The organism is Kitasatospora sp. NPDC023118 (assembly GCF_055560875.1).
The window spans coordinates 107,292-128,637 of the sequence record NZ_JBVHHW010000024.1 but is presented as its reverse complement, the minus strand read 5'-3'; the positions used below and the strand labels follow the sequence as shown (position 1 = coordinate 128,637).

General features: G+C 71.5%; 25 protein-coding genes. 15 read left to right on the top strand and 10 right to left on the bottom strand.

Annotated elements, in window-relative coordinates:
• Positions 1–101 precede the first annotated feature (101 nt).
• The 8 genes from ACZ3UD_RS27790 (at position 102) to ACZ3UD_RS27755 (ending at position 5,617) form a co-directional block, all read left to right on the top strand.
• On the top strand, positions 102–1,271 hold the full coding sequence (locus ACZ3UD_RS27790) for a GDSL-type esterase/lipase family protein (RefSeq protein ID WP_465593280.1): 1,170 nt from the start codon (positions 102–104) through the stop codon (positions 1,269–1,271).
• Positions 1,272–1,284: 13 nt separating this feature from the next.
• Positions 1,285–2,541 carry a hypothetical protein gene (locus ACZ3UD_RS27785; RefSeq protein WP_465593277.1) on the top strand — a complete coding sequence of 419 codons (1,257 nt, stop codon included), beginning with the start codon at positions 1,285–1,287 and terminating at the stop codon, positions 2,539–2,541.
• Between the two features lie 143 nt (positions 2,542–2,684).
• Complete coding sequence (locus ACZ3UD_RS27780; protein ID WP_465593274.1) at positions 2,685–2,828, top strand: hypothetical protein; 144 nt, start codon at positions 2,685–2,687, stop codon at positions 2,826–2,828.
• A gap of 52 nt (positions 2,829–2,880) precedes the next feature.
• Positions 2,881–3,321 (top strand): hypothetical protein, encoded by a 441-nt coding sequence (locus tag ACZ3UD_RS27775; RefSeq protein ID WP_465593271.1) that lies wholly within the window; start codon positions 2,881–2,883, stop codon positions 3,319–3,321.
• Positions 3,321–3,473, top strand: coding sequence for a hypothetical protein (locus tag ACZ3UD_RS27770; protein WP_465593268.1), 153 nt, complete (start codon positions 3,321–3,323; stop codon positions 3,471–3,473). Before ACZ3UD_RS27775 ends, ACZ3UD_RS27770 begins: the two co-directional genes overlap by 1 nt.
• Positions 3,473–5,056 (top strand): GH25 family lysozyme, encoded by a 1,584-nt coding sequence (locus ACZ3UD_RS27765; RefSeq protein WP_465593265.1) that lies wholly within the window; start codon positions 3,473–3,475, stop codon positions 5,054–5,056. Before ACZ3UD_RS27770 ends, ACZ3UD_RS27765 begins: the two co-directional genes overlap by 1 nt.
• Positions 5,057–5,066: 10 nt before the next feature.
• Complete coding sequence (locus tag ACZ3UD_RS27760; protein WP_465593262.1) at positions 5,067–5,351, top strand: hypothetical protein; 285 nt, start codon at positions 5,067–5,069, stop codon at positions 5,349–5,351.
• A complete protein-coding gene (locus ACZ3UD_RS27755; RefSeq protein ID WP_465593259.1) occupies positions 5,348–5,617 on the top strand; it encodes a hypothetical protein in 270 nt (89 codons plus the stop codon). The genes ACZ3UD_RS27760 and ACZ3UD_RS27755 overlap by 4 nt, the downstream gene beginning before the upstream one ends.
• A gap of 74 nt (positions 5,618–5,691) precedes the next feature.
• On the opposite strand, the gene ACZ3UD_RS27750 is transcribed toward ACZ3UD_RS27755, so the two are convergent.
• Entirely contained in the window at positions 5,692–5,946 is a 255-nt protein-coding gene (locus ACZ3UD_RS27750; RefSeq protein WP_465593256.1) for a hypothetical protein, read from the bottom strand.
• A 64-nt stretch (positions 5,947–6,010) separates the two neighbouring features.
• Between ACZ3UD_RS27750 and ACZ3UD_RS27745 the strand changes: the two genes are divergently transcribed.
• A complete protein-coding gene (locus tag ACZ3UD_RS27745; RefSeq protein ID WP_465593253.1) occupies positions 6,011–6,544 on the top strand; it encodes an NUDIX hydrolase in 534 nt (177 codons plus the stop codon).
• Between the two features lie 186 nt (positions 6,545–6,730).
• On the top strand, positions 6,731–7,393 hold the full coding sequence (locus ACZ3UD_RS27740) for an HAD family hydrolase (RefSeq protein ID WP_465593250.1): 663 nt from the start codon (positions 6,731–6,733) through the stop codon (positions 7,391–7,393).
• On the opposite strand, the gene ACZ3UD_RS27735 is transcribed toward ACZ3UD_RS27740, so the two are convergent.
• Positions 7,374–8,639, bottom strand: a complete 1,266-nt coding sequence (locus ACZ3UD_RS27735) for a transcriptional regulator (RefSeq protein ID WP_465593247.1) — start codon at positions 8,637–8,639, stop codon at positions 7,374–7,376. The genes ACZ3UD_RS27740 and ACZ3UD_RS27735 overlap by 20 nt on opposite strands.
• A 160-nt stretch (positions 8,640–8,799) precedes the next feature.
• Here ACZ3UD_RS27735 and ACZ3UD_RS27730 point away from each other — a divergent pair, with 160 nt between their 5' ends.
• Complete coding sequence (locus ACZ3UD_RS27730; RefSeq protein ID WP_465593244.1) at positions 8,800–9,027, top strand: hypothetical protein; 228 nt, start codon at positions 8,800–8,802, stop codon at positions 9,025–9,027.
• Positions 9,021–9,518, top strand: a complete 498-nt coding sequence (locus ACZ3UD_RS27725; RefSeq protein ID WP_465593241.1) for a hypothetical protein — start codon at positions 9,021–9,023, stop codon at positions 9,516–9,518. The genes ACZ3UD_RS27730 and ACZ3UD_RS27725 overlap by 7 nt, the downstream gene beginning before the upstream one ends.
• 213 nt (positions 9,519–9,731) lie before the next feature.
• Here the strand turns inward: ACZ3UD_RS27725 and ACZ3UD_RS27720 are convergent, their stop codons facing one another.
• Complete coding sequence (locus ACZ3UD_RS27720) at positions 9,732–9,974, bottom strand: helix-turn-helix domain-containing protein (protein ID WP_465593238.1); 243 nt, start codon at positions 9,972–9,974, stop codon at positions 9,732–9,734.
• Positions 9,975–10,344: 370 nt separating this feature from the next.
• Here ACZ3UD_RS27720 and ACZ3UD_RS27715 point away from each other — a divergent pair, with 370 nt between their 5' ends.
• Positions 10,345–11,478 (top strand): CdaR family protein, encoded by a 1,134-nt coding sequence (locus tag ACZ3UD_RS27715; RefSeq protein WP_465593235.1) that lies wholly within the window; start codon positions 10,345–10,347, stop codon positions 11,476–11,478.
• Positions 11,479–11,888: 410 nt separating this feature from the next.
• Positions 11,889–13,283, top strand: coding sequence for a cation:dicarboxylate symporter family transporter (locus ACZ3UD_RS27710; RefSeq protein WP_465593232.1), 1,395 nt, complete (start codon positions 11,889–11,891; stop codon positions 13,281–13,283).
• A 93-nt stretch (positions 13,284–13,376) separates the two neighbouring features.
• On the opposite strand, the gene ACZ3UD_RS27705 is transcribed toward ACZ3UD_RS27710, so the two are convergent.
• Both ACZ3UD_RS27705 and ACZ3UD_RS27700 read right to left on the bottom strand, forming a co-directional pair.
• Positions 13,377–14,342 (bottom strand): hypothetical protein, encoded by a 966-nt coding sequence (locus tag ACZ3UD_RS27705; RefSeq protein ID WP_465593229.1) that lies wholly within the window; start codon positions 14,340–14,342, stop codon positions 13,377–13,379.
• 127 nt (positions 14,343–14,469) lie between these two features.
• A complete protein-coding gene (locus tag ACZ3UD_RS27700; RefSeq protein ID WP_465593226.1) occupies positions 14,470–14,973 on the bottom strand; it encodes an RNA polymerase sigma factor in 504 nt (167 codons plus the stop codon).
• Between the two features lie 320 nt (positions 14,974–15,293).
• On the opposite strand from ACZ3UD_RS27700, the gene ACZ3UD_RS27695 reads away from it, so the two are divergent.
• On the top strand, positions 15,294–15,665 hold the full coding sequence (locus ACZ3UD_RS27695) for a hypothetical protein (protein ID WP_465593223.1): 372 nt from the start codon (positions 15,294–15,296) through the stop codon (positions 15,663–15,665).
• A gap of 149 nt (positions 15,666–15,814) precedes the next feature.
• Here ACZ3UD_RS27695 and ACZ3UD_RS27690 read toward each other — a convergent pair whose 3' ends face one another.
• From ACZ3UD_RS27690 to ACZ3UD_RS27670, 5 genes are all read right to left on the bottom strand, one after another.
• Complete coding sequence (locus tag ACZ3UD_RS27690; RefSeq protein ID WP_465593220.1) at positions 15,815–16,486, bottom strand: GTP-binding protein; 672 nt, start codon at positions 16,484–16,486, stop codon at positions 15,815–15,817.
• Positions 16,467–16,814, bottom strand: a complete 348-nt coding sequence (locus tag ACZ3UD_RS27685; protein WP_465593296.1) for a DUF742 domain-containing protein — start codon at positions 16,812–16,814, stop codon at positions 16,467–16,469. The genes ACZ3UD_RS27690 and ACZ3UD_RS27685 overlap by 20 nt, the downstream gene beginning before the upstream one ends.
• Before the next feature lie 251 nt (positions 16,815–17,065).
• A complete protein-coding gene (locus tag ACZ3UD_RS27680; RefSeq protein WP_465593217.1) occupies positions 17,066–17,476 on the bottom strand; it encodes a roadblock/LC7 domain-containing protein in 411 nt (136 codons plus the stop codon).
• Positions 17,473–20,244, bottom strand: a complete 2,772-nt coding sequence (locus ACZ3UD_RS27675) for a sensor histidine kinase (protein WP_465593214.1) — start codon at positions 20,242–20,244, stop codon at positions 17,473–17,475. Before ACZ3UD_RS27675 ends, ACZ3UD_RS27680 begins: the two co-directional genes overlap by 4 nt.
• Before the next feature lie 111 nt (positions 20,245–20,355).
• Positions 20,356–21,219: an MHYT domain-containing protein gene (locus ACZ3UD_RS27670; protein ID WP_465593211.1), complete on the bottom strand. Its 864-nt coding sequence runs from the start codon at positions 21,217–21,219 to the stop codon at positions 20,356–20,358.
• Between the last annotated feature and the right edge of the window lie 127 nt (positions 21,220–21,346).

The window sequence follows — 21,346 nt, the reverse complement described above, 5'->3', positions numbered from 1 at the left end:
CCCGGAGAGCCGGACGGCCACTCCTCGGGAGCCACAGAAGGCAAGACCGCATCAGCCACATCCGGCCCTCCCGGGCCGCCTAACAACTTACGGAGAACCGCATGACTGCCAACGTGTACGGCATCGCCAACACCGGCAAGGGAATCTACATCCCGCCGGGATGGGGCTCGATCTGGAAGGCCAAGTTGACGGTCGCACAGGCAGGCACGGGTACGGCCGTGGCCGCCGCCATAGGCGGCTCCTCCACGCAGGGCTACTACGCGTCAGACCTGCGCTTCAAGAGCTGGCTTGGGACGCTGCGGAGTTCACTGCAGACCACCTACGGCGTCGGCGGCTCCGGGTTCCGGTCCTCCTCCATGACAGCCCTGTTCCAGAGCGCGAACGGCGTCCCCGCGGCGGCAACCAGCGTCTATAACTCCGTCGGCAACCTGGCCACCCTCGGCGGCACCTGGAGTGCTGGAGGCAGCGCCTACGGCCCCGGCGGCTACTACGTGTACACGCAGGCGCCGGGAGCCACGTGGACTCTCTCGGTGAGGGGCACCGTCGTCAAGATCTTCACTGTGGACGGCGGAGGCAATCACGCCAATTGGACCTACTCGATCGACGGCGGTGCGGCGGTCACCGTGACCGACTCCGGATCCGGCCAGGCCACCATCCGGACAACGGTCATCAGTGGTCTGTCTGTTGGAGCTCACCAGGTCGTCATCACCTACGCCGGGACCGGCACGAACTTCCTGTCGGTGGTAGGGATCGCCGGCGAGAACACCACCGGGGTGATCGTCAACGACTTCTCCCGCTACGGCAGCAGGGCCGGCGACTACGCCCTCGCCGACCAGACCCTGGCCACCCCGTTCAACGCCGGCGCCGCCTACCCGGCCGACCTGGTGATCCTCACCCACGGACCCAACGACGCCGTCCACGGCGACACCGGCGACACGTGGGCCCGGAACATGCGGCTGCTCATGCAGAACGTCCGAGACGCCAACTCCAGCGCCGAACTGATGATCGTGCTCCCCAATGTCGGCAGCTTCGACACCACGAACTACATGTACCAGGACTACGCCGGCCCCGCGCGGGGGCTGGCAGAGGCGTTCGGGGCGGCCCTCGTCGACTTCTGGACCATCGGCAACAACAGCTGGAACTACTGGAACTCGCTCGGCTACTGGGCCTCGGCATCCACCCCGGGCGCAGCCGGGTCCGATACCGTCCACCCTTCCGACGCGGGCCACCTGTTCATCGCGAACACCCTGCTGCCGTTCCTGACGACGTGACTGGGAGAGCACGATGACCTCGATCCCCGCCCCGGTCTACACGACCACCGGAAGCGCCGTGTACACCGGCACCGTCACCGCCCAGGGCGGCACTCTCACCGTCACCAACGCCACCACCCCCCACTCCGCCAGCCTCAGCGTCGACGGAGCCATCACAGGCCTCACCGAAACCCTCAGCACAGCGGCTCCCAGCGGCGGCGTCCTCCAGGTCACCAACACGACATCCGCACCGACAGCCGCGAACATCGGCATCACCTCGAACGCCGCAGCGGACAAGACCCTGGCCGTGCAGGTGGCAGGAGACACGCAGCCCCGACTCACCGTGGACTCCAGCGGAAAGCACGGCTGGGGCCCCGGCGGGTCAACCGCGACGGACACCACCCTCTACCGGTCCGCAGCTGGAACTCTGACCACGGACGGGTCCATGGCGGTCGGCGCTAACCTGTCGGCCGCAGGAACGTCGACCCTCACCGGGAACGTGACCGCCGGGGCGAACCTGTCCGTCGCCGGAACATCCACCCTCACCGGGGCCGCCACCACCACCGGAACCCTCGGCGTCGGCACCAACCTGTCGGTCGCGGGAACATCCGCCCTCACCGGGACGGTGACCGCCAGCGGCGCCGTCAACGTCGGCACCAACCTGGCAGTCACGGGCACCTCCACACTCACCGGCAACGTGACAGCCAACGGGACTCTGACCGTCGCGGGCTCCGCAACCGTCGCCGGAGTCCCCTTCCCGGCAGGGGTCTACTTCCCGGCCGATCACGGCTTCGCGGCATGGACCTACGACCCGACAGGCGCGGTCAACACCAGCCTGACCACCAGCGGCACCCTCTATCTCGCCCGGGTGCCGATCAGGTCCGCCACGACGCTCTCCAAGGCGTACCTCAGCATCGCCACGGCGGCGTCCGGCGTCACCGCCAATCAGAACTTCGTCGGGCTCTACGACTCGGGCGGCACCCTGCGCGCTTCCACAGCGGCCGGCTCCATCGACGCCAGCATCACCTCCCCCGGGCTCCTCACCGCGACGTTCAGCGCCTCGTACTCTGCCCCGGCGGGCATGTACTGGATCGCGTTCGTCAACAACGCCACCACCCCCACCACTCTTGGACGCACAGGCACGTTCCTGGCGACGCCGAACGCGAATCTCTCCGCATCGGCCTACCGTTTCGCCGTGAACGGCACCGGCCTGACGAGCGCGCCCTCGACCATCACCCCCGGCAGCAACACCCTCAGCGGCATGATCACCATGTGGGCGGCCGTGGGCTGACAGCCCGGCGCAGACCCCACGCATTCACCTGAACCGCGAGTTGCCGTGGATCCCCATGGCATATCCCCTCGCCCGCTAGCGATGTACCCCGACCTCCGCCCCCACAGGCACCGTGGGGGCTTCTTCCTGCCCGGAGACCATCCATGGCCCTGCCCAACCTCGACGTGCTCGACAGGCACAAGGTCGGCGGCGTCCCGCCCGGCTGGGTCGTGCCCACGCCACCCACCACGGCGGCGCCGAACTCGGCCCCATCGCCCCCGACGGCGGGACCCGTCTCCCTCTCCTGACCACACCCCACGCCCCGGTCTGCACCGGGGCTTTCCCATGCCCGGAGGCATCGTGAGCCCGTCTCACCAGCACGCCGTGGTCGCCGCCCACGCCCAGGCCGCCACCCACCACTACACCGTCCACTACCCGGCCCATCCGCCTCGCGAAGGTGACCCGCACTACCGGGACTTCGAGCACTTCAGGCAGGCCACCAAGGACACCGCGGTCTGCCACTTCGCGGAGCGCCGCCACGGCGACACCTCCGAGTGCGCGGGCGGCCTGGAACTGCACCACGCCCACGTCGAGTTCAGCCTGCAAAACGGCGTCGACCTGGCCGTTCTGGAGGCCGACTACCCGGGTATCAGCAATCCGGACGAGGTCGGCGCGTGGGTCGAGTCCGCCGCCAATCTGGTCTGGTACTGCGCCAAGCACCACCGTGGCCACGGTGGCGTCCACACTGCCAGCGCCTCGGACTTCGAGGCGTCGGTATACGTCCGAGGGTTGATCAGCTGATGGCCTGGCTTCTGGCTGCCTGGTCGCAGGTCTGGCCCAATCTGGTGGCGTCCGTGATCTGGGCGACGCCTGCGTTCGTCACCCATCATCTGCTGGTCCGGCGGCACCTGCGGCGTATCCATGAGGCGGTCGGCAAGGGAGAGGAGTCCTGATGGCGTTCGCGAAGGGATACGACGTCTCCGACTACCAGCCCTCGATACCCACCGACGCGCAGTTCGTCTTCATCAAGGCGACCGAGGGCGGCCGTACCGGCCAGCAGGGCTACGCGGCAAAGCTTGCCGACGCCCGGGCCCGCGGCCTGGTCGTGGGGCACTACCACTTCTTGCACGCGGAGAACGACGTCCAGGGCGAGATCGACCACTTCTGTCAGGTCGTCGGCGCCGTCCCGGCGGGCGAGCTGCTGGTGTTGGACTTCGAGCCGTATGGCCAGCCGGTCGCGGACAGCGCGGCGACGGCGGCGAAGAACTCCTGGCTCGCCGCCGTGAAGGCCCGCTACCCGAACAACCGGGTGGGGCTGTACACGAGCGTCGACTGGTGGCACAGGACCGACGACAACGCCGGAGACTTCCTGTGGATCGCCGACTACGTCCCTGCCGGATCCCCGCGGATTCAGGCGTCGTGGAAGTTCCACCAGTGGACGGACAGCCCGCTCGACAGCGATGTGTACAACGGCACGATCGACGACCTGCGGACGTGGATCGGGGCGGCGGCGCCCGTCCCGGCTCCCACTGCCCCAGTGACGTCCGCACCGTGGCCCGGCCTGCAGCTGGTCTCCCGCGACCAGTGGGGCGCCCGACCGTGGAAGGAGCCCAACGGCTCGATCCCGTACGCCGGGCCGCGGGCTGGGGTGAAGATCCACTACCTCGGGGACACCTACACCTTCGGCAGCCACGACACCTGCCCGGCGTACGTCCGCAAGATCCAGGCCGAGCACATGGACGGCAAAGGCTGGTCCGACATCGGCTACAGCTTCTGCGTCTGCGAGCACGGCTTCGTCTTCGAAGGCCGTGGGCTCAACCGGCGGAACTCCGCCAACGGCGACGTCCCCCTGAACGAAGCCCACTACGCGGTGTGCGGACTCGTCGGCTCCTCCGGATCCACCGAGCCTACCCCCGAGCAACTTCAGGGCCTGCGGGACGCCATCGAGTACTGCCAGCAGCACGGCCCGGCCGGCCCCGAGATCAAGGGGCACCGGGACGGCTACCAGACCGACTGCCCCGGCGACCCGCTGTACGCGTGGGTGCAGGCCGGAGCACCTCGCCCCACCACCCCCGACCAGGAGGACGACATGCCCTACACCGAGGACCAACTCCGCGCGATGATCCGGGAGGAAGCGAGCGGCCAGACCGTCCGCGACGCCAACGCGTTCGCGGTCGCCTGGTACCTGGACTACATCCTCTCCGGCCAGCCGCTTCCCAACAACGTCTGGGGCGACCTGCCGGCCCACCTCCATGACGGCCTCGCCAAGCTGGTCGGCGACGCCGTTTGGCACCATCAGCTGCCCAACCTGGCTCGCCAGGCTGACGGGTCCTGGGCGCCCGACGGCTCCACCAAGGACGCCTACTGGTGGCTGGTGTGGCAGGACGTGTTCCAGGCCCAGCTCCTGGACGCCATCAAGGCCGCGGCGCTGACCCCGGAGCAGGTCCAGCAGGCCCTCGCGGACGGCACCCTGCGCGTCCATATCACCGTGGCGCCCGCCGCCAGCCCGACTGCCCCCACCGCCCCGACCTCCTGAGGAGACCGTGATGTCCGACTCCCTCCGTCGCACCCTCCGCACGATCCTTCAGACGGTGCTCGGCCTCGCCGCAGGCCTGCCTGTCTTGGTGCACACGACCGGCCTGCCGTCCACTCTGCCCGGCCTCGGCGTGGCTCTCGCCGTCGCCGCGACCATCACGCGTGTGATGGCGATGCCGGTGGTGGACGCCCTGCTGCCGGGCTGGCTCAAGATGACTGCGGCCTCGACGGCTGCCAGCACTGCCCCGGCCGCTGCGGCGCCGTTGGCTGAGCCTCCCACCGCGAGCCGCGAGTGACCCCGGAGGCCAACCCGACCTCCCTTGGGACGGAGGTAGCCGTCAAGCTGGAGCAGATCCGCGGCACCATGGAAACGGGGTTCGCGACCCTGAACGGCCGGCTGGACGTCGCGCTGACGCGGACGACCCAGGCCGAGGCTGACATAGCTCAACTCCGGGCCGAGGTCGAGGCCCTGAAGCGGGGCCGGTGGCCGCTGCCGACGATCGGCGCGCTCGGCGGCGTCGTTGGTACAGCAGCTGCCGTGATCGCCCTGTTCCGCCCCTGAACCACCACGCCCCCGCTCGGCTTCGGCCGGGCGGGGGCCGCTTCATCGTGTCCGCGCCAACGCGGCGCCGACAATCAGTCTTGCTGCTGGCCGTCGAGCGCGGCTTTCGCGGCTTTGAGGCTGTCCTGCCATGCGGTGTAGTGCTGCCCGGCCTGCCGGGTCTCCTCCCAGTAGGGGAGGGCGTGGAGGGCTGCTACCGCAGCCAGGTAGGTCTCGCGGGCGGCTTCGACGTCGCCGCCGACCAGCCGCGCCTCGGTCATCGCCCGGTCCGCACGAAGCGCGGCGACGTGGAGGGGCAGCAGGTCAGACGGGAGTTCGATGTCGGGCATGCCGCCATCGTAAGCACCTCTGGCAGGACGGCGCGGACCGCCCCGCCTAGATCATGAGGTGCCTGTGAGTAGCGAGTGGACCGTCCATGGCAGCCGGCCCGTCTACACGAGCCCGTTGGTGAACCTGGACCTCGTTGACGTCGAACCGCCGGGCCAGGCCCGCTACGAGCACCACCTGGTGCGGTTCGCTCCGGTCGCCGCCACGGTCGTCATCAACGACCGCGACGAGGTGCTCATGATGTGGCGCCACCGCTTCGCCACCGACACCTGGAACTGGGAGATCTCCAGCGGCATCGTCGAAAACGGCGAGACCCTTGAGGCCGCGGCCGCCCGCGAGGTCTTGGAGGAAACCGGCTGGCAGGTGGGAACGGCCGAGCCGCTCGCCTACAACCAACCGATCGGCGGCATGAGCAACGCCGAGCACCACGTGTTCCTCGCCCGCGGCGCAACGTACGTCGCACCGCCGGTGGACACTCACGAGGCCGACCGGATCGAGTGGATCCCGCTGGACCGGATTCAGGGGATGATCGACCGCCGTGAGATCGTGGCCGGCGTCGCGGTCACAGGTCTACTGCAGGTGCTGGCGCGTCGGCCTTAGCTCTCCAGAGCCGGGACTGCCTCCGTAGCGATCATCTCGCGGAGGTCGGCCACCAGCGGCATCCGCGCGGCCCGTGCCCTCAGCTGCGGGATACCTGCGCCCCGACTCTGCCACGGACGATTACGCCGACGCCTCCAATGCGGAGGAGGACCCGACAGGACGTCCTATCGCCGCTAGGCTGCGGACATGACGATCAAGGCTGTGGTGTTTGACGTCGGCGAGTGCCTGGTCGACGAGACCCGGGAGTACGGCACCTGGGCTGACTGGCTGGGCGTGCCGAGGCACACATTCGTGGCCCAGTTCGGCGCGGTGATCGCCGAGGGGCGCGACTACCGGGAGACGTTCCAGGTATTCCGGCCGGGCTTCGACCTGTACGAGGAGCGGGAGCGCCGCGCCCAAGCTGGCCAGCCGGAGCACTTCGGCGAGGAAGACCTCTACCCCGATGTCCGGCCCGCGTTCGCCCAGCTGCGAGCGGACGGTCTGTGGCTGGCCATCGCCGGTAACCAGACGGTCCGGGCCGGTGGGATTCTGCGCGAGCTTTTCACCCACGACGTGGACCTGATCGGCACCTCGGACGACTGGGGCGCCAGCAAGCCCGACCCCACGTTCTTCGAGCGCGTCGCCGCGGTGACCCCGGTCGAGCCGCACGAGATCTTGTACGTCGGTGACCGGCTCGACAACGACGTCCTCCCCGCCCGGGCAGCGGGGATGCGGACAGCGCTCATTCGGCGGGGGCCGTGGGGTTGGATCCAGCAGCACGACCCTGCCACCGCCGAGGCCACGTTCCGCATCGACTCGCTCTCGGAGCTGTCGGAGCTGATCGCGAAGTTCAACGCTGGAGTGAGCTGAGCGTCGTCGACCAGGAGTAGAGGCGGTCGTCCACGCGGCGGACGGCCGCCGAGTCCTGCCATGGGTTGAGCGCCCGCCTCGCGTCCCGTACGCGCTCCATCCCGGTGGCGTACCAGGTCACGGCCAGCTGGTCGAGCGCCCGCTCCAGCAGGTCGCACGCGAGCTCAGGCTGCCCGGCTGCCGCCTCAACGGCGGCAAGGTCTGCGAGGACGACCGTCCGCTGTTTCCCGTCCGCGTCGGGGAGGTCAGCGAGCGTCTGCTCCAGGGTGGTACGGGCCTGGGGGATGAGTCCGGCGGCCAGCTCGGTGTTGCCGCGGAAGGCGTGCAGGCGGACTGCCGAGAACCAGGTGAACCAGCTGGGTGAGGCGGCATCGCTTCCGGCGGCGAGGACGTCTTCGGCGTGGCGGAGCAGGGCGAGCGCGCCGCGGTGGTCGCCGCAGCGGGTGAGGCACTCAGCTTCGACTGCGTCGAGCCACGCACGGACTTCGGCGGAGGCTGGCGCCCTCCGGGCGTAGGTGCGAGCGGCGTGCATGCGCTCGCGGGCTGCATCGAGACGGCCGTCCCAGCCGGGCACGAAGGCGCTGTGAGCCAGGATCGCGGCGCCGAGCAGGTTGTCGTCGGCCTCACCGGCCGCCTGAAGCGCGCGGACGAAGGTGGCGTCGGCGGCGGCGGGTTGGCGCAGGTCGAAGAACTCGATGCGGCCCAGCAGCAGCAACGACTCCGCGAGGGCCGCGGCCAGGATGCGGCGGGCTACGCCGGACGTCTCGCCGAGCAGTGCGGTGCCGAGGCCTGCGTGCTCGGCGACGGCCCGGTGGAGGGCGGCGGGAGCCACGGAGGCGTAGAGCCGGCGGTGGGCCTGGGTGACTATGGCGTAGTCGGCGCCCACGGTGCCAGGTTGCGTACCGGCAGCGCCGTACGGTCGGGGTAGAGCGCCGCGCAGGGGCGTGGGTGCCACGGCAGCCGCCGAAGCTGCGTGCGCGGAAGGCACGGCGGGGCGGGCCCGGTTCCATGGGGCACGGAAACCGAGGTCCTCGACTGGCTGGTGGAGGACGTGGACGAGGAGTCGTTGGTAGTCCTCGCCGGGCCACGGCGGGGTGTCGGACTCCCATCGGCGGACCTGCCGAACGCTGACCTCGACGCCGCGCATGCCGAGTTGGCGGGCCGCTTCCGTGAGTGCGTCGGCGAGGGTCTGCTGTGTGGCGTAGCCAGCGGCCTGGCGGGCCGCCTTGAGCGCGGTGTTGGGCACGGTGTCCTCCGCACGAGCCGATGATGCACCAACCCTACGACTGAGCAGGTCAGCTCGGGGACCCCGGCGGCATATGACCGGCCCGAAAGTCCTCCCCAAGTCCTCCAAGAGTCCTCTGCAAGACCTTCAGGACGTCCGCACGAGCGACGACGATTCACCCATGACGGACATGACGGTACTGGTCGAGTACCGACCGCTCGACGGCGAGCCCCGACAGATCTGGGTGACCAGCCAAACAACTGCACGGCCGGGCCTGGGGTCGTCGTGCACTGGCGACGTCCTGATCGACGCCGGCCACGTACACACGACCACCGGCCAGCGCTCCGCCCCGCTCGGCTGGGCCGTTGTGGCCCACCTGAAGTGCATCGAGGAGGACGCAGCATGCTGAGTACCGACAGCCTGACGGTCGCGGTGGACGGCCACCTGGAGCGCGTCACAAGACCGGCCCTGGAGGCGCTTGACGTGCTGTGGCAGGCGGTCCGCCAGCTGCCGATCAGCACGTACGAGTTGCAGGCGATGGAGCGGCTGCTCGCCTCCGGCAGCACGGCGGACCTGGAGCGCATGATGGGCGGGGAGGGAGTCATCGACTGGGTCCTCGACCTCGGAGGCGAGGACCGGGCGATCGTGCGCGTCTGGCATGGCGACGGCCTCACCGCAAGCCAGCGGGTTGCTGCCCGCTACCAGCCCGAACAGGTGCAGGCCCCGAGCCGGGGTGTGCCTGGATTGTGGGCCGTGCGGGACACCAAGTCCGGCGAACTCGTCCGTCAGGACGACGAGGTGCTGCACTTCGCGATCGAAGACAGCGCCCGCGACTGGATTGGCCGTCAGGTGAATTTGGCCGGCTACCGCAGTACTCGCCACCTGGCGGGCGCCGAGTGAGCACCGTCGGCGGAAAGCCGGTCCAGGCCGTGATGACCGTCGGCACCTGCGTGGGCTGCGGTGCCCATGTGCGTGGGCGCCTGGTGGCCACCGTGGACGAACGGCGGGAGCTGGTCGACGGCCACAAGGACTGTCCGGGCCGCTCGCGCGAGCCACGCCCGCGCCGCCATTCCCGGTGAACTCCTTGGCCGGCCGTACGGCGGTACGGTCGGCCTACTCGTCGCGGAACAGCCTCCACAACGGCACGCCGATGGCCCGAGCGATCGCGCTCAGCTGATCGAGGGTCGCCGGGACGAGGCCGTTCTCCATGCGCCCGATCGTTCGCCGGTCGATCCGGACGTGTTCGCCCAGCTGCTCTTGGGTCAGGTTGGCCTGTCGCCTGAGCGAGAGGATTCGTGACCCTACGTCTCTCCGGTCGCGGATCTGCTGGTCATCGGGCTGGTGAGGCGCTGGCACCTCTTGACGCTGGCCCGTCTTTGATCAAAAGTCTGTACCGGTATGCCGCCATTAATCGACAGCCTGTTCGACTCGATCCGCCATCGCCGCCGGGCCACGCCTGTGGTCGCCAAGGCTGGCGAACCCAAGTCGTAACCAAAATCCATGATCATCTGTCGATTAATTGCCAGACCGACGTGGAACCATCCACCCCAACCCTGGCATATGCCAACCGCCGCCACCGAACCGGGAGGTCCCGTGTCAATGGGCTGCAGACCCCCTCACACCGCAGCCAACAAGCCCCTGAACAGCCGCGTCGCCCGACCGTCAGGCCGCTCCTTAGCCCCATCACCACAGGAGACCGGACCCTCTGGCCAGACAGGACGACACCATGCAGCACCCCACAGACCTCCACGCCATAATCGACCAGATCCACGTCTCGGCCCTCCAGTACCTCATGACCGGGCATGTGGCCGACTTTCAGCGCATCTTCGGCCCCCTCCTGGACGACGGCGCGCTTGAATCCGACACCTGCCGCGTCTACATCGCCCGAGGTCCCGCAGCCGAACGCGACCAAGTCCTCGCGGCATGCCGGGAAGCGGTCCACGGCAAAGCCCTCGTTACCCGCTGCCCGATCTACGACTCCGACGTCATCGTCGTCGCACCACTGCCGGCCCACGCCATCACCAGCGGCTGGGACCTGACCGGCCTTCGCCTCAGGACCGTCACAGACCCGCGCCCAACTTGGCACCTCGGAGGCAGCGGAATCTCCACCCTCACCCACACCGCCCAGGCCTACGGCGACGCCTCCAACGCCCTCCTCAGCGCCCGGTACCTGACCGAACGAGCCGCCCTCCACTCGTCTGACATCCGCCTCGTGCAGATCCTCGGCGGACGCGCCCAGGCCTGGGCCGCAAGCCTCCTCGAACCGCTCCGCCACCAGGCCGAGAACCGGCGCGACCTGCTGACGGACACCGCCAGCCTCGCCTTGGCCTTCAACCACTCAGCCGTCGCAACGCTGCTCCGCACGAGCCGGAGCGTTGTCGCCAACCGGATGAAGCGGATCGGCGAGCTCCTCGACCTGCGCCTGAGCGAGCTCCGGGACCGGGCCATCCTCGACCTCGCCCTCGCAGTCGATGCCCGCGCAGACTGCGGGCCTCCGAGCGAGTTCGTGGCGCTCGCCGACCTCCTCAGCACCCCCGACGTCCGCACCTGGGCCGCTTCACTGCTGGGGCGCCTGGACGCCGACAATCGCCCGCTGCGCCGCACGGTGATCGCCTGGTTGGCCCACAACGGCCATGTGACTGCCGCCGCCGAGGCGCTGACGCTCAGAGAAGCAACAGTGCGCACCCACCTGAAGGCCGCCGAAGCGCTCCTCCATCGACGACTCCTCGGGGCTCTGCTAGAGAACGAACCCGAGATGGCCGACCGCGGAGTAGTCGGCAGTGGTGAGGTGTTCCTGGCAGCCGCAGTCCTGGGTGAGGTCGCAGTGCCGGAGTGGCCGATTCTGGGGCTCCGGATGTGAAAGTGCACTGACAATCGATGCACATGTTGTGCTCGCCCCGAAAAATCGGTGCACTTTTGCTGTTTCGTGCGCCGGGCGTGCGCCCCTACCGTAGACCTCCCCCCCAGACGGTCGGCGGCGCCCCAGGGGCGTCAGCCACCCCTGAACTGCCGCCCCCTGATGAGGCCTCCTGCCCACCCGTGCCTCATCTGGGGGCGGCATCGGCCAGCGCGATCACCGCCTCCGGCCTCTACCTCACTGCGTCCCTACGAGGAGATCCCACCCGAAGCTCGCAGACGTCACCCCGGGAGGCCGGCCGAAGTTCTTGGAGAACTTTATGAACGCAAACGTGACCTCCGTCACGCCCGAGCCCATAGTCGGAGCGGCCCACCACCCGGGGCCGCCAGGACTGCAGGGCGAAGGAGCCGCAGATGTCGATCGCTGGAGCCGCAACGGCGGGGGGACCCAGACGCAAGGACCGGACCCACTACCTCTACCTCGCGGTGATCGCCGCCGTGATCGCGGGTGTGGTGGTCGGGCTGGTCGCCCCCGGCTTCGCCGTGGAGCTGAAGCCGGTCGGCACCGGTTTCGTCAACCTGATCAAGATGATGATCAGCCCGGTGATCTTCTGCACCATCGTGCTGGGCATCGGCTCGGTCACCAAGGCCGCGAAGGTCGGCAAGGTCGGCGGCCTGGCCATCGGCTACTTCCTCGCCATGTCGACCGTCGCACTCGCGATCGGCATGGCCGTCGGCAACCTGCTGGAGCCCGGCGACGGCCTGCACCTGACCGCCGCGCTCGCCAAGTCGGGCCACGCCCAGGCGGCCGCCGGCGGCGCCCAGTCGACCACCGACTTCCTGCTCGGGACGATCCCCGACACCCTGTTCTCGGCCCTCACCCAGGGCAAGGTCCTGCAAACCCTGCTGGTCGCCCTGCTGGCCGGCTTCGCGCTGCAGGCGATGGGCCCGGTCGGCGCCCCGGTGCTGCGCGGGATCGAGCACCTGCAGCGCCTGGTCTTCCGGATCATGTCGATGATCATGTGGGTCGCGCCGATCGGCGCCTTCGGCGCCATGGCCGCAGTGGTGGGGGCCACCGGCACTGCCGCGCTGAAGAGCCTCGCCGTGATCATGATCGGCTTCTACGTGACCTGCGTGCTGTTCGTCGTCGTGGTGCTCGGCGCGCTGCTGCGCCTGATCGCCGGGGTCAACGTGTTCGCGCTGCTCAAGTACCTCGGCCGCGAGTTCCTGCTGATCCTGTCGACCTCCTCCTCGGAGAGCGCGCTGCCCCGGCTGATCGCCAAGATGGAGCACCTGGGCGTCAGCCGCCCGGTCGTCGGCATCACCGTGCCGACCGGCTACAGCTTCAACCTGGACGGCACCGCGATCTACCTCACCATGGCCTCGATCTTCATCTCCGAGGCGATGGACAAGCCGATGTCGATCGGCGAGCAGCTCTCGCTGCTGGTGTTCATGGTGATCGCCAGCAAGGGCGCGGCCGGGGTCACCGGCGCCGGGCTGGCCACCCTCGCGGGCGGGCTGCAGTCGCACAAGCCTGCGCTGGTGGACGGGGTCGGCCTGATCGTCGGCATCGACCGCTTCATGTCCGAGGCCCGGGCGCTCACCAACTTCGCGGGCAACGCCGTCGCGACCGTGCTGATCGGGCACTGGACCGGCGAGCTGGACGCCGAGCGCGCCCGCCGGGTGCTGGGCGGCGAGCTGCCGTTCGACGAGCTCACCCTGGTTGACGCCCACGGCGCCCCGGGCGCCGCTGAGCCCGAGCCCGAGCCCGAGGCCCTGCCCGCCCGGGGCGCGGCAGCCGCCGTCTGAGCGGCCGTTCCTCCACTCCCCCGGTCCGGCGCCCCCACCAATCCCCCGGAAACGGCGCGCCGGGCCGGGGGTTCTCCGCGCCCGCCGTCGCGGTCAGAACTCCTGCGAGCCGCTGACCGCCCAGGCCACCCCGCTCGCCGGGTCCTCCAGCGCGAGGTGCAGATGGCGCAGCCCGGCGGCCGGCTCCTGCCAGGTGAAGCAGCGCATCCGGGCCACCAGGGCGTTCACCTCGGTCCGGTCCGGCCCCTCCGCGCCGGCCATCGCACCCAGCGCCCGCCAGAGGCCCAGCCGCCCGTGCGCGCCGCCGTGGGTGCGGCCCACGGCGGCCGCCTGCACCAGCGCCGGACAGGCGAGCGCGAACGGCAGGTACCCGCCGACCACTCGACGGCGCCGGGACAGCACGGCAGCCGCCAACTGGGCCTGGCCGCGGACGCAGACCACCTCCGCCCAGGGCGCGAGCGCGGACAGTTCGGCCAGAGCCCGGGTGACCCGCTGACCGCCCAGCCGCCCGCCCGGTTCCGGCAGCTCGACCTCGCCCAGGCCCTCCCGGCTGGCCGGCAGAGTCAGCACCGCGCTGCGCGCTCCCCCGCCGGGCAGGTACTCGCGCACCCGCGAGGCCCCGTCCCAGCCCGCCGCCTCCCACGGCTCCAACCGCAGCGGCACGCCGTCCGGGTCCGGCTCGGCCCCGTACGAGAGGTCCTCGCCGAGCAGCACCCGGGTGTGCGCGACCAGTCGGCGCACCGGGGCGGGGCCGAGCAACGGGGCCAGCCGCAGCCAGGAGTGCCGGGTCGCCAGGACCTCCCAGAGCGGGCCGGCGTCGTGGTCGGCCACCCCGGCGACCGTCCCCTCGCCGCCGTCCGCGTCGAACAGCCGGACGGCCAGTTCGGGCGGCGCCGAGTAGGCGATCAGGTGGCCGAGCGGCGCGGTCAGGTCCACGGCGGCCCGCTCCCCGGCCTGCAGCACGGCGGCCGCCCGGCCCTGCCGGTAGGCGGCGAGCAGCTCGGGCCAGCGGCCGCCCTCGGCCAGGGCACGCAGGCGGTGGTCCTTGTCCGTGATCACGATTTGAGCGTACGGGCCGGGGGCGCGCATCAGCCGACTTGCCGTCAGTTCGGTGCGTCGGTGGCCCGGCCGGGACCTTGCCCGGAGTCCTCGGACGCCGTCCGGACGCCACCCCGGGCACCGCGGCTCAGGCCCCGTGCCGACGCTCGTGCTCCAGGACCGCACGCAGCCGGCCGTGGGCGCGGCGCCGGGTGACGGCCAGGGTGCTGCGGTGCAGACCGAGCAGTTCGGCGGCCTCGTCGACGGAGTAGCCGTCGAGGTCCACCAGCACCACGGCCCTGGCCTGCTTGGCGGTCAGGAAGCCGAGCAGCCGGACCACCTCCCAGCGGGCCTGCAGCTCGGCCATCCCGCCGGACGGCGGGTCGAGCGCGGACCGGCCGCGCTCCACCGCCTCAGCCAGCCCGGACACCTCGGGCAGCGCCACCCGGCGGCGCTCCCGGCGCCACTGGTCGCGCAGGATGTTCGTCATCGTGGTGAACACATAGGCGTACGGCTGCGGATGGCTGAGGAACCGCTCCGGGCGGCGGGCGATCCGCAGGTAGGCGTCATGGACGACGTCACCGGCGGCGAGTGGGTTTCCGGCGAGCATCGCGGCCGCCTGGTGGAGTCTGGGCAGAAGGTCGGTGAACACCTGGTTGAAATCGGCGGATTGGCATTCCGTAGGACCCGAACCGAAGCCCTTCCCATGCCCGCCCGCATGTCGTCCGCTGCAATCCGCCATGCCGCTCTCCCCGGAAATCGGCATCCCTAACGCCCAGTTGGGGCTGACCTCAGGCCAGCCAACCGGGCAGGTTGTGACACAGGTCACATCATAGGTCGTCGTCTCACGCTGCGCAGTTATTCGTGTGCAATTCGTCATCGACCAGGCGGGAGACGGGAATTCACCCCACCCGCCGTTCCGCCTGTCGGGGCGCTCCGCCCGATGGCAACCGTTGAGTGAGGAGAAGTGCCATGCGAGGCTGCATCGCCAGGAAGATCGCCACGTTCGGGATGGCCACCGCGGCCGCCCTGGGCGTGCTCGGTTCCGCCACCCTGCCGGCCGCCGCGGCTCCGGCCGCCGACCAGACCATCACCCCCGGGGCCGCGGCGGCCTCGCCGCATGTCGTCGCCGACCCCTACCACTGCGTGATCACCGCCAACTACGGCTGGCGCTGGGAGGGGTACTGCAACATCTACTCCGGCCAGCTGCGCACCATCACCTACTGCGCCAACGGCAGCCACACGGTCGGCCTGTGGATCGGCGCCCGGCCGGAGGCCTGGGCGGTGTGGGGCAACTGCCCGGGGTCCACCTGGACGAAGATCGTGTTCCAGTGGCACAGCTGAGCTGATAGGCGATGACAGCTGACGGATGACAGATTTCGAAATCTGTCATCCGTCAGCTGAACTCTGTTCGCTGAACTCTGTTCGCTGGCATCCGTTCGCTGAAATCCGCCAGCCATCACCCCGCCCGACCGGTCGCCCCGCCCAGCCGGTCACGGGATCGGCGAGACCTCCTCGAGCAGCCGCGCGGTGTGCACCCGCCCCGCGTGCTCGACCAGGTTGATCAGCACCTCCTTCCCCGAGGCCCGCTGACGCGCGTCGCACAGCACCACCGGTGTCCCGGCGTCCAGGTCCAGCGCGCGGGCGACCTCCTCCGGACCGAACTCGCGTGTCCCGGCGAAACGATTCACCGCGACCACGAACGGAATGCCCCGGTGCTCAAAGAAGTCCACGGCCGGGAAGCACTCGGTCAGTCGCAGGGTGTCGGCCAGCACCACCGCACCGAGCGCGCCCTGCGCCAGCTCGTCCCAGAGGAACCAGAACCGGTCCTGCCCAGGAGTGCCGAACAGGTAGACCGCCAGGCCCTCGCGAATGGTGATCCGGCCGAAGTCCATCGCCACCGTGGTGGTGATCTTGCGCTCGACACCGTCGAGGTCGTCCACCTCGCGCCCGGCTTCGGTCAGCCGCTCCTCGGTGCGCAGCGGCCGGATCTCGCTGACGGCGCCGACCAGCGTCGTCTTGCCGACCCCGAAGCCGCCCGCCACCAGGATCTTGAGCGCGAGCACGGAGTCGGCCGGGTCCACCGGGTCGGACAGCCGGCGGTCGGACGCGTGGTGGTCGGACGGCCGGGCGTCGGACGGGTGGTCAGAGTGCACGGAGTCCATGGATGACCTCCTGGAGGATGCGCTCGTCGGGGAGCAGGGCGGGCGGGACGGGGCGGCTGACCCGGATGAGCCCGGCGGCCAGCAGGTCGCCGAGCAGCACCCGCACGACGCCCACCGGCAGGTCGAGGTCGGCGGCCAGCTCGGCCACGGACAGCGGCGCGCCCCGGCAGAGGCCGAGGATGCGCGCCTGCTCCGGGCCGATCGGCGGCTCGGGCGTGTCCAGGGCGAGCGCCGGGTCTGGCAGGTCGGACACGACCACGGCGATCAGGTCGAACTGCTGCTCGCCCGCGCCGGTCCGACCCCTGGTCATCGTGTACGGGCGGACCAGCGGCCCGGCCTCGTCGTCGTACCAGCGGGCCCGGTGGGCGGCGGCGAGCGGGTTGCGGGGGTGTTCGTCGGGCTCGGCCCGCGGATGCTCCGGATGTCGCTGGTGGTACGGATGGAACGCGGGCGCCGACTCGTACGGACGATCCTGTTCATCCGGACGATCCGACTCGGACGGTTGGTCGGACCCGTACGGACGGTCCGGTCGGTAGGGGCGGTCCGCCGGGTACGGCCGGTCCGGGCGGGGCACCGGGCTCACCCGCCGTACACCACGCGGGGCGCGGCGCTCAGGTGCTCCCCGACCCTGCGGACCAGTCTGGCCATCTCGTAGGCGATCAGCCCGAGGTCGGCCCGGGCGCTCGCGAACACGGCCAGGCAGGTGCCCTCCCCGGCCGCCGCAACGAGCAGGTAGCCGCCCTCCAACTCGACCATGGTCTGACGGACTTCGCCCGCGCCGAAGTGCCGGCCGGCGCCCTTGGCCAGACTGTGGAAGCCGGAGGCGACGGCGGCGAGGTGCTCGCCGTCCTCTCTCTCCAGTCCGGTCGAGGTGCCCATGGCCAGGCCGTCGGCGGAGAGCATCACGGCGAAGCGGACCTCGGGGGCGCGCTGGACCAACTCGTCCAGGAGCCAGTTCAGTTCCCCCGCGCAGTGGGTGGTGCTGATCACGGACGGTCTCCTTCGGGTCGGGGCGAGGACGGATGGCGGCGCAGCGGCCGGGGTCGGGCGGGGTCGGCCGGCGGATCCTCGGGCCGCCGGTCAGGGCGCAGTCCGCGCGCCCAGCCGCTCTGGAAGGCGGACATCGCCGCGCGCGCCGCCTCCGGGCTGCGACTCACGGGCGCCGGACCGGCAACCCCGGAAGCCCCGGCGGCGGCGGTACGGCGGATGCGTGGGGCCGGTCCGGCCGGGGCCTCGCGCAATTGGGGCACCAGGCTCGTCTGCCGCACCCGGCGCGGCAACTCATCTGGCCCTCCACCTGGTTGGGATTCTTCGGCCGCCGACGCGGCCGCCGTGCGGTACTGCTGCGCCGGACCGGACTGCGGACGGGAGGCGGCACCCGGACCCCCGTCCGCAGCCGGTCCGGCCGTCCGGGCGCCGGAGGCCCGGAAGGGGGTGCGGCACATCGGCCCGGGGTCGCCGCCCCGGACGCCGAAGGCCAGCAGCGCCCCACCCTCCGGCAGCGGCCCACCCGCCGCCGGAAGCTCGATCTCCGTCACCCCTCCGCCCCGGAAGGCCAGGCCCTCGGCCGGGAGGGGGGCGGGCTCCGGCCACGTCGCGGCGGTCGGCGACTCCGGGGAGGCCAGGCTCTCCGGCACGGCCGGACCTTCGGGGGCGGCCGGACCGCACGGAGCGGTGACGACGTCCAACTCCGCTACCGGATCGAAGGATTGCGCCCTGCCGTGCCGCTCGTCGGCCAACACCCCGGTGGGCAGCAGGACGACGGCGGTGGTGCCGCCGTACGCGGAGGTCACCAGCGAGACCTTGACGTCGTGCCGCCGGGCGAGCCGGCTGACCACGAACAGGCCGAGCCGGTCACTGTCGAACAGGTCGGTCTGCTCGGCGGCGGCGATCCGGCGGTTGGCGGCGGCCAGCGGGGCCGGTCCCATGCCGAGGCCGCGGTCCTCGATCTCCAACGCGTAGCCGTTGCCGACCTGTTCGCCCCGGATATGCACCCGGGTGTGCGGCGGGGAGAACCCGGTGGCGTTCTCGACCAGTTCGGCCACCAGGTGGGTGAGGTCGGCGACCGCGTGGCCGACCACGGCGGCCCGCGGCAGCGGGTGCACCTCGACCCTGGCGTACTCCTCGACCTCCGAGACGGCCGCGCGCACCACGTCCACCAGGGGGACGGGCCGGCGCCAGGCCCGGCCGGGGACGGCCCCGGAGAGGATGATCAGGCCCTCCGCGTGGCGGCGCATCCGGGTGGTGAGGTGGTCGAGCCGGAACAGGTCGGCCAGCTCGGACGGGTCCTCGGTGCGCCGCTCCATGGCGTCCAGCAGGGTGAGTTGGCGGTGCACCAGGACCTGGCTGCGGCGCGCGAGGTTGACGAACACCCCGGAGACCCCGGACAGCACCTCGGCCCGTTCCACCGCCGCCGTGACGGCCGCCCGTTGGACGGTGCCGAGCGCCCGGTGCACCTGGCCGATCTCGTCGTCGCGACCCACCGGGCGGGGCGCCTCGGCCTCGATGTCCACCTCCTCTCCCGCGCGCAACCTCCGGATCGTGGCAGGCAGTTTGCGGCCGGCCAGGTCAAGTGCCGAGTTCCGCAAGCCGATCAGCTCGGTGACCAGACCGCGGCCGATCTGCACCGAGATCACCAGCGAGGCGACCACCCCGAGCAGGCCGAGTAGCACGGCGATCCCGGCCGGCGTGAACAGGCCCAGGGCGTAGGGGTTCTGGCGCTCGGCGGCGAGCCGTCCGGCCCGGTCCTCGACGGCGCGCAGGCCACCGGTCACGTTCCCGGCCACCATCGCCCACCGGTCGGCGGGCACGGCGGCGACGGCGGCCCGGCCGTCGGCGGCGGTACGGATCCTGTCCTCGTAGCCGACCAGCTCCCGATGGTCCTGGCCGTCGGTGACGGCGAGCAGCGCGTCCCGGTCTGCGGGGCGCAGGTCGGCGGCCGTGCCCTGCTCGAACTCGCGCCGGGCGAAGACCGCGCCGGAGAACTCGCGCAGCTGGTCGTCACCGAGCGCACCGGAGAGCTGGGCGGTGCGCAGCAACGCGTCCTCTCGGGCGAGGAGTTCGCGGGAACGGGCGAGGTCCAGCAGAACCCGGGTGTCGGCGGCCGACCTGCCGTCCTGCTGCGGGGCTACGGCGCCGGACACGGCGAGCGCCCGGTCCACGGCCGCGCCGTACGCGGCGTACGCCTCGGGCCAGCCGACGGTCCGGGCCAGCACCCGGGCGCGCAGTTCGGGCAGGGCGTCGAGGGAGGTGCCGAGGGCGTCCAGGCGGGCGGCGGCGTCGGCGCCCAGGCCCTGGGCGTCCGCGCGGTTGTAACCCTGGCCCGGGTGGCGGGGGTCAGGGAACAGCGGGGCGAGCGCCCGGTCGGTGGTGTCGGCGGCCTCGCGCAGGGCGCTCTCCCGAGCGGCGGAGGGCGCGGAGGGCGCGGAGGGCGCGGCGCCCGGGGTGGCCAACAGCTGGCCGGCGGCGGCGCGTTCGGCCTGCAGGCCGGCGACCGTTCCGGCGACGGGCGCGAGCAGGGTGCGCTGGGCGTCGCGCAGGCGCAGCAGGTCCCAGACGCCCTGGGCGGTGGTGACGGTCGCGAAGCCCCAGAGAGCGATGACGGAGACGACCGGGACCATCAGCAGGGCGATGATCCGGGCGCGGACGGTCCGGGGACGCAGCCCGCGCAGCCAGGACCCGGGACGCGGTGGACGGGCGGGCGGCCCGGCGTGGGCACCACGGCGGGCCCCGGGGGCGGTACCGCGGTCTTCTCGCATGGGTGAGGGGCCTTTCGGGCGGGGACTGGCGTCGGACGGGAACGGACTTCGGCGGGAACGGACTTCGGCGGGGACTGGCGCCGGACGGGGATCGGCCTCGGGCGCGGCCGCTCACACGGCGCGGTCGTGGCGCTCGGAGCCGTGGCGGTACGGGTCGGGGAGTTCCGCTCCCGGGAACTCGACGTCGGGGTGGGCGGGCGGCGCCGGGAACTCCTCGACGGTCAGCTCGCCCGCCGCCAGGTAGCCGGCCCGCTCCTGGGCGGTCGGGGAGAGCGCGACGAAGGCCGAGGCGAGGAAGAGGAAGGAGCCGAGGCCGACGGCGAGCGGGAAGACGAACTCCATCGGACTGACCCCGCCGAGGCCGGTGCGGGCGGGGTCCAGCTGGACGTGCACGGCAGCCATGCCGGTGTAGTGCATGCAGCTGACGGCGAGTCCCATGGCCAGCGAGGCGGCCCCCGCCGCGTACACGTTGCGGATGGTGACGGCGGCCCAGAGCGCGGCGGCGGCGGCGCCGACCGCGACCAGCACGGACAGCGCGACCGTCCCGGCGTCGTAGCGCAGCCCGCCGTGCATCCGGACGGCGGCCATCCCGAGGTAGTGCATCGCGGCGACGCCGACCCCGGTGGTGGAGCCGCCGCCGAGCAGGGCGAGGCCCCGGTGTCTGCCGTAGGTGACGACGGTCAGGCCGAGGCCGGTGACCAGCACCGCGACGACCAGGCTGAGCACGGTCAGCGGCACGTTGTAGCGCAGCTCGGTGCCGTCCACGGTGAAGCCGAACATGGCGACGAAGTGCATGGTCCAGATGCCGGAGCCGATCGCCGCGGCGGCGGTGACCAGCCAGTTCCGGCGGGTGGCGCCGCTCGCGGCGAGGCCGCGCAGGGTGCAGCGCAGCCCGAGGGCGGCGCCGGCGCAAGCCATCAGGTACGAGAGGACGGGGGTCAGCCAGCCGAAGCTGAAGTCGTTCAGGGTGCCCATGGGACCTCCGGTCGACCGGTCGGGCCCGGAGCGGTACGCGGTGCGCCCGGGCACCCCCGGCCGGGCGGACTGCACGCGGGGCATATGCCAATCGCATGTGCCCTTTCGACCTGGGGTGCGTGGGACG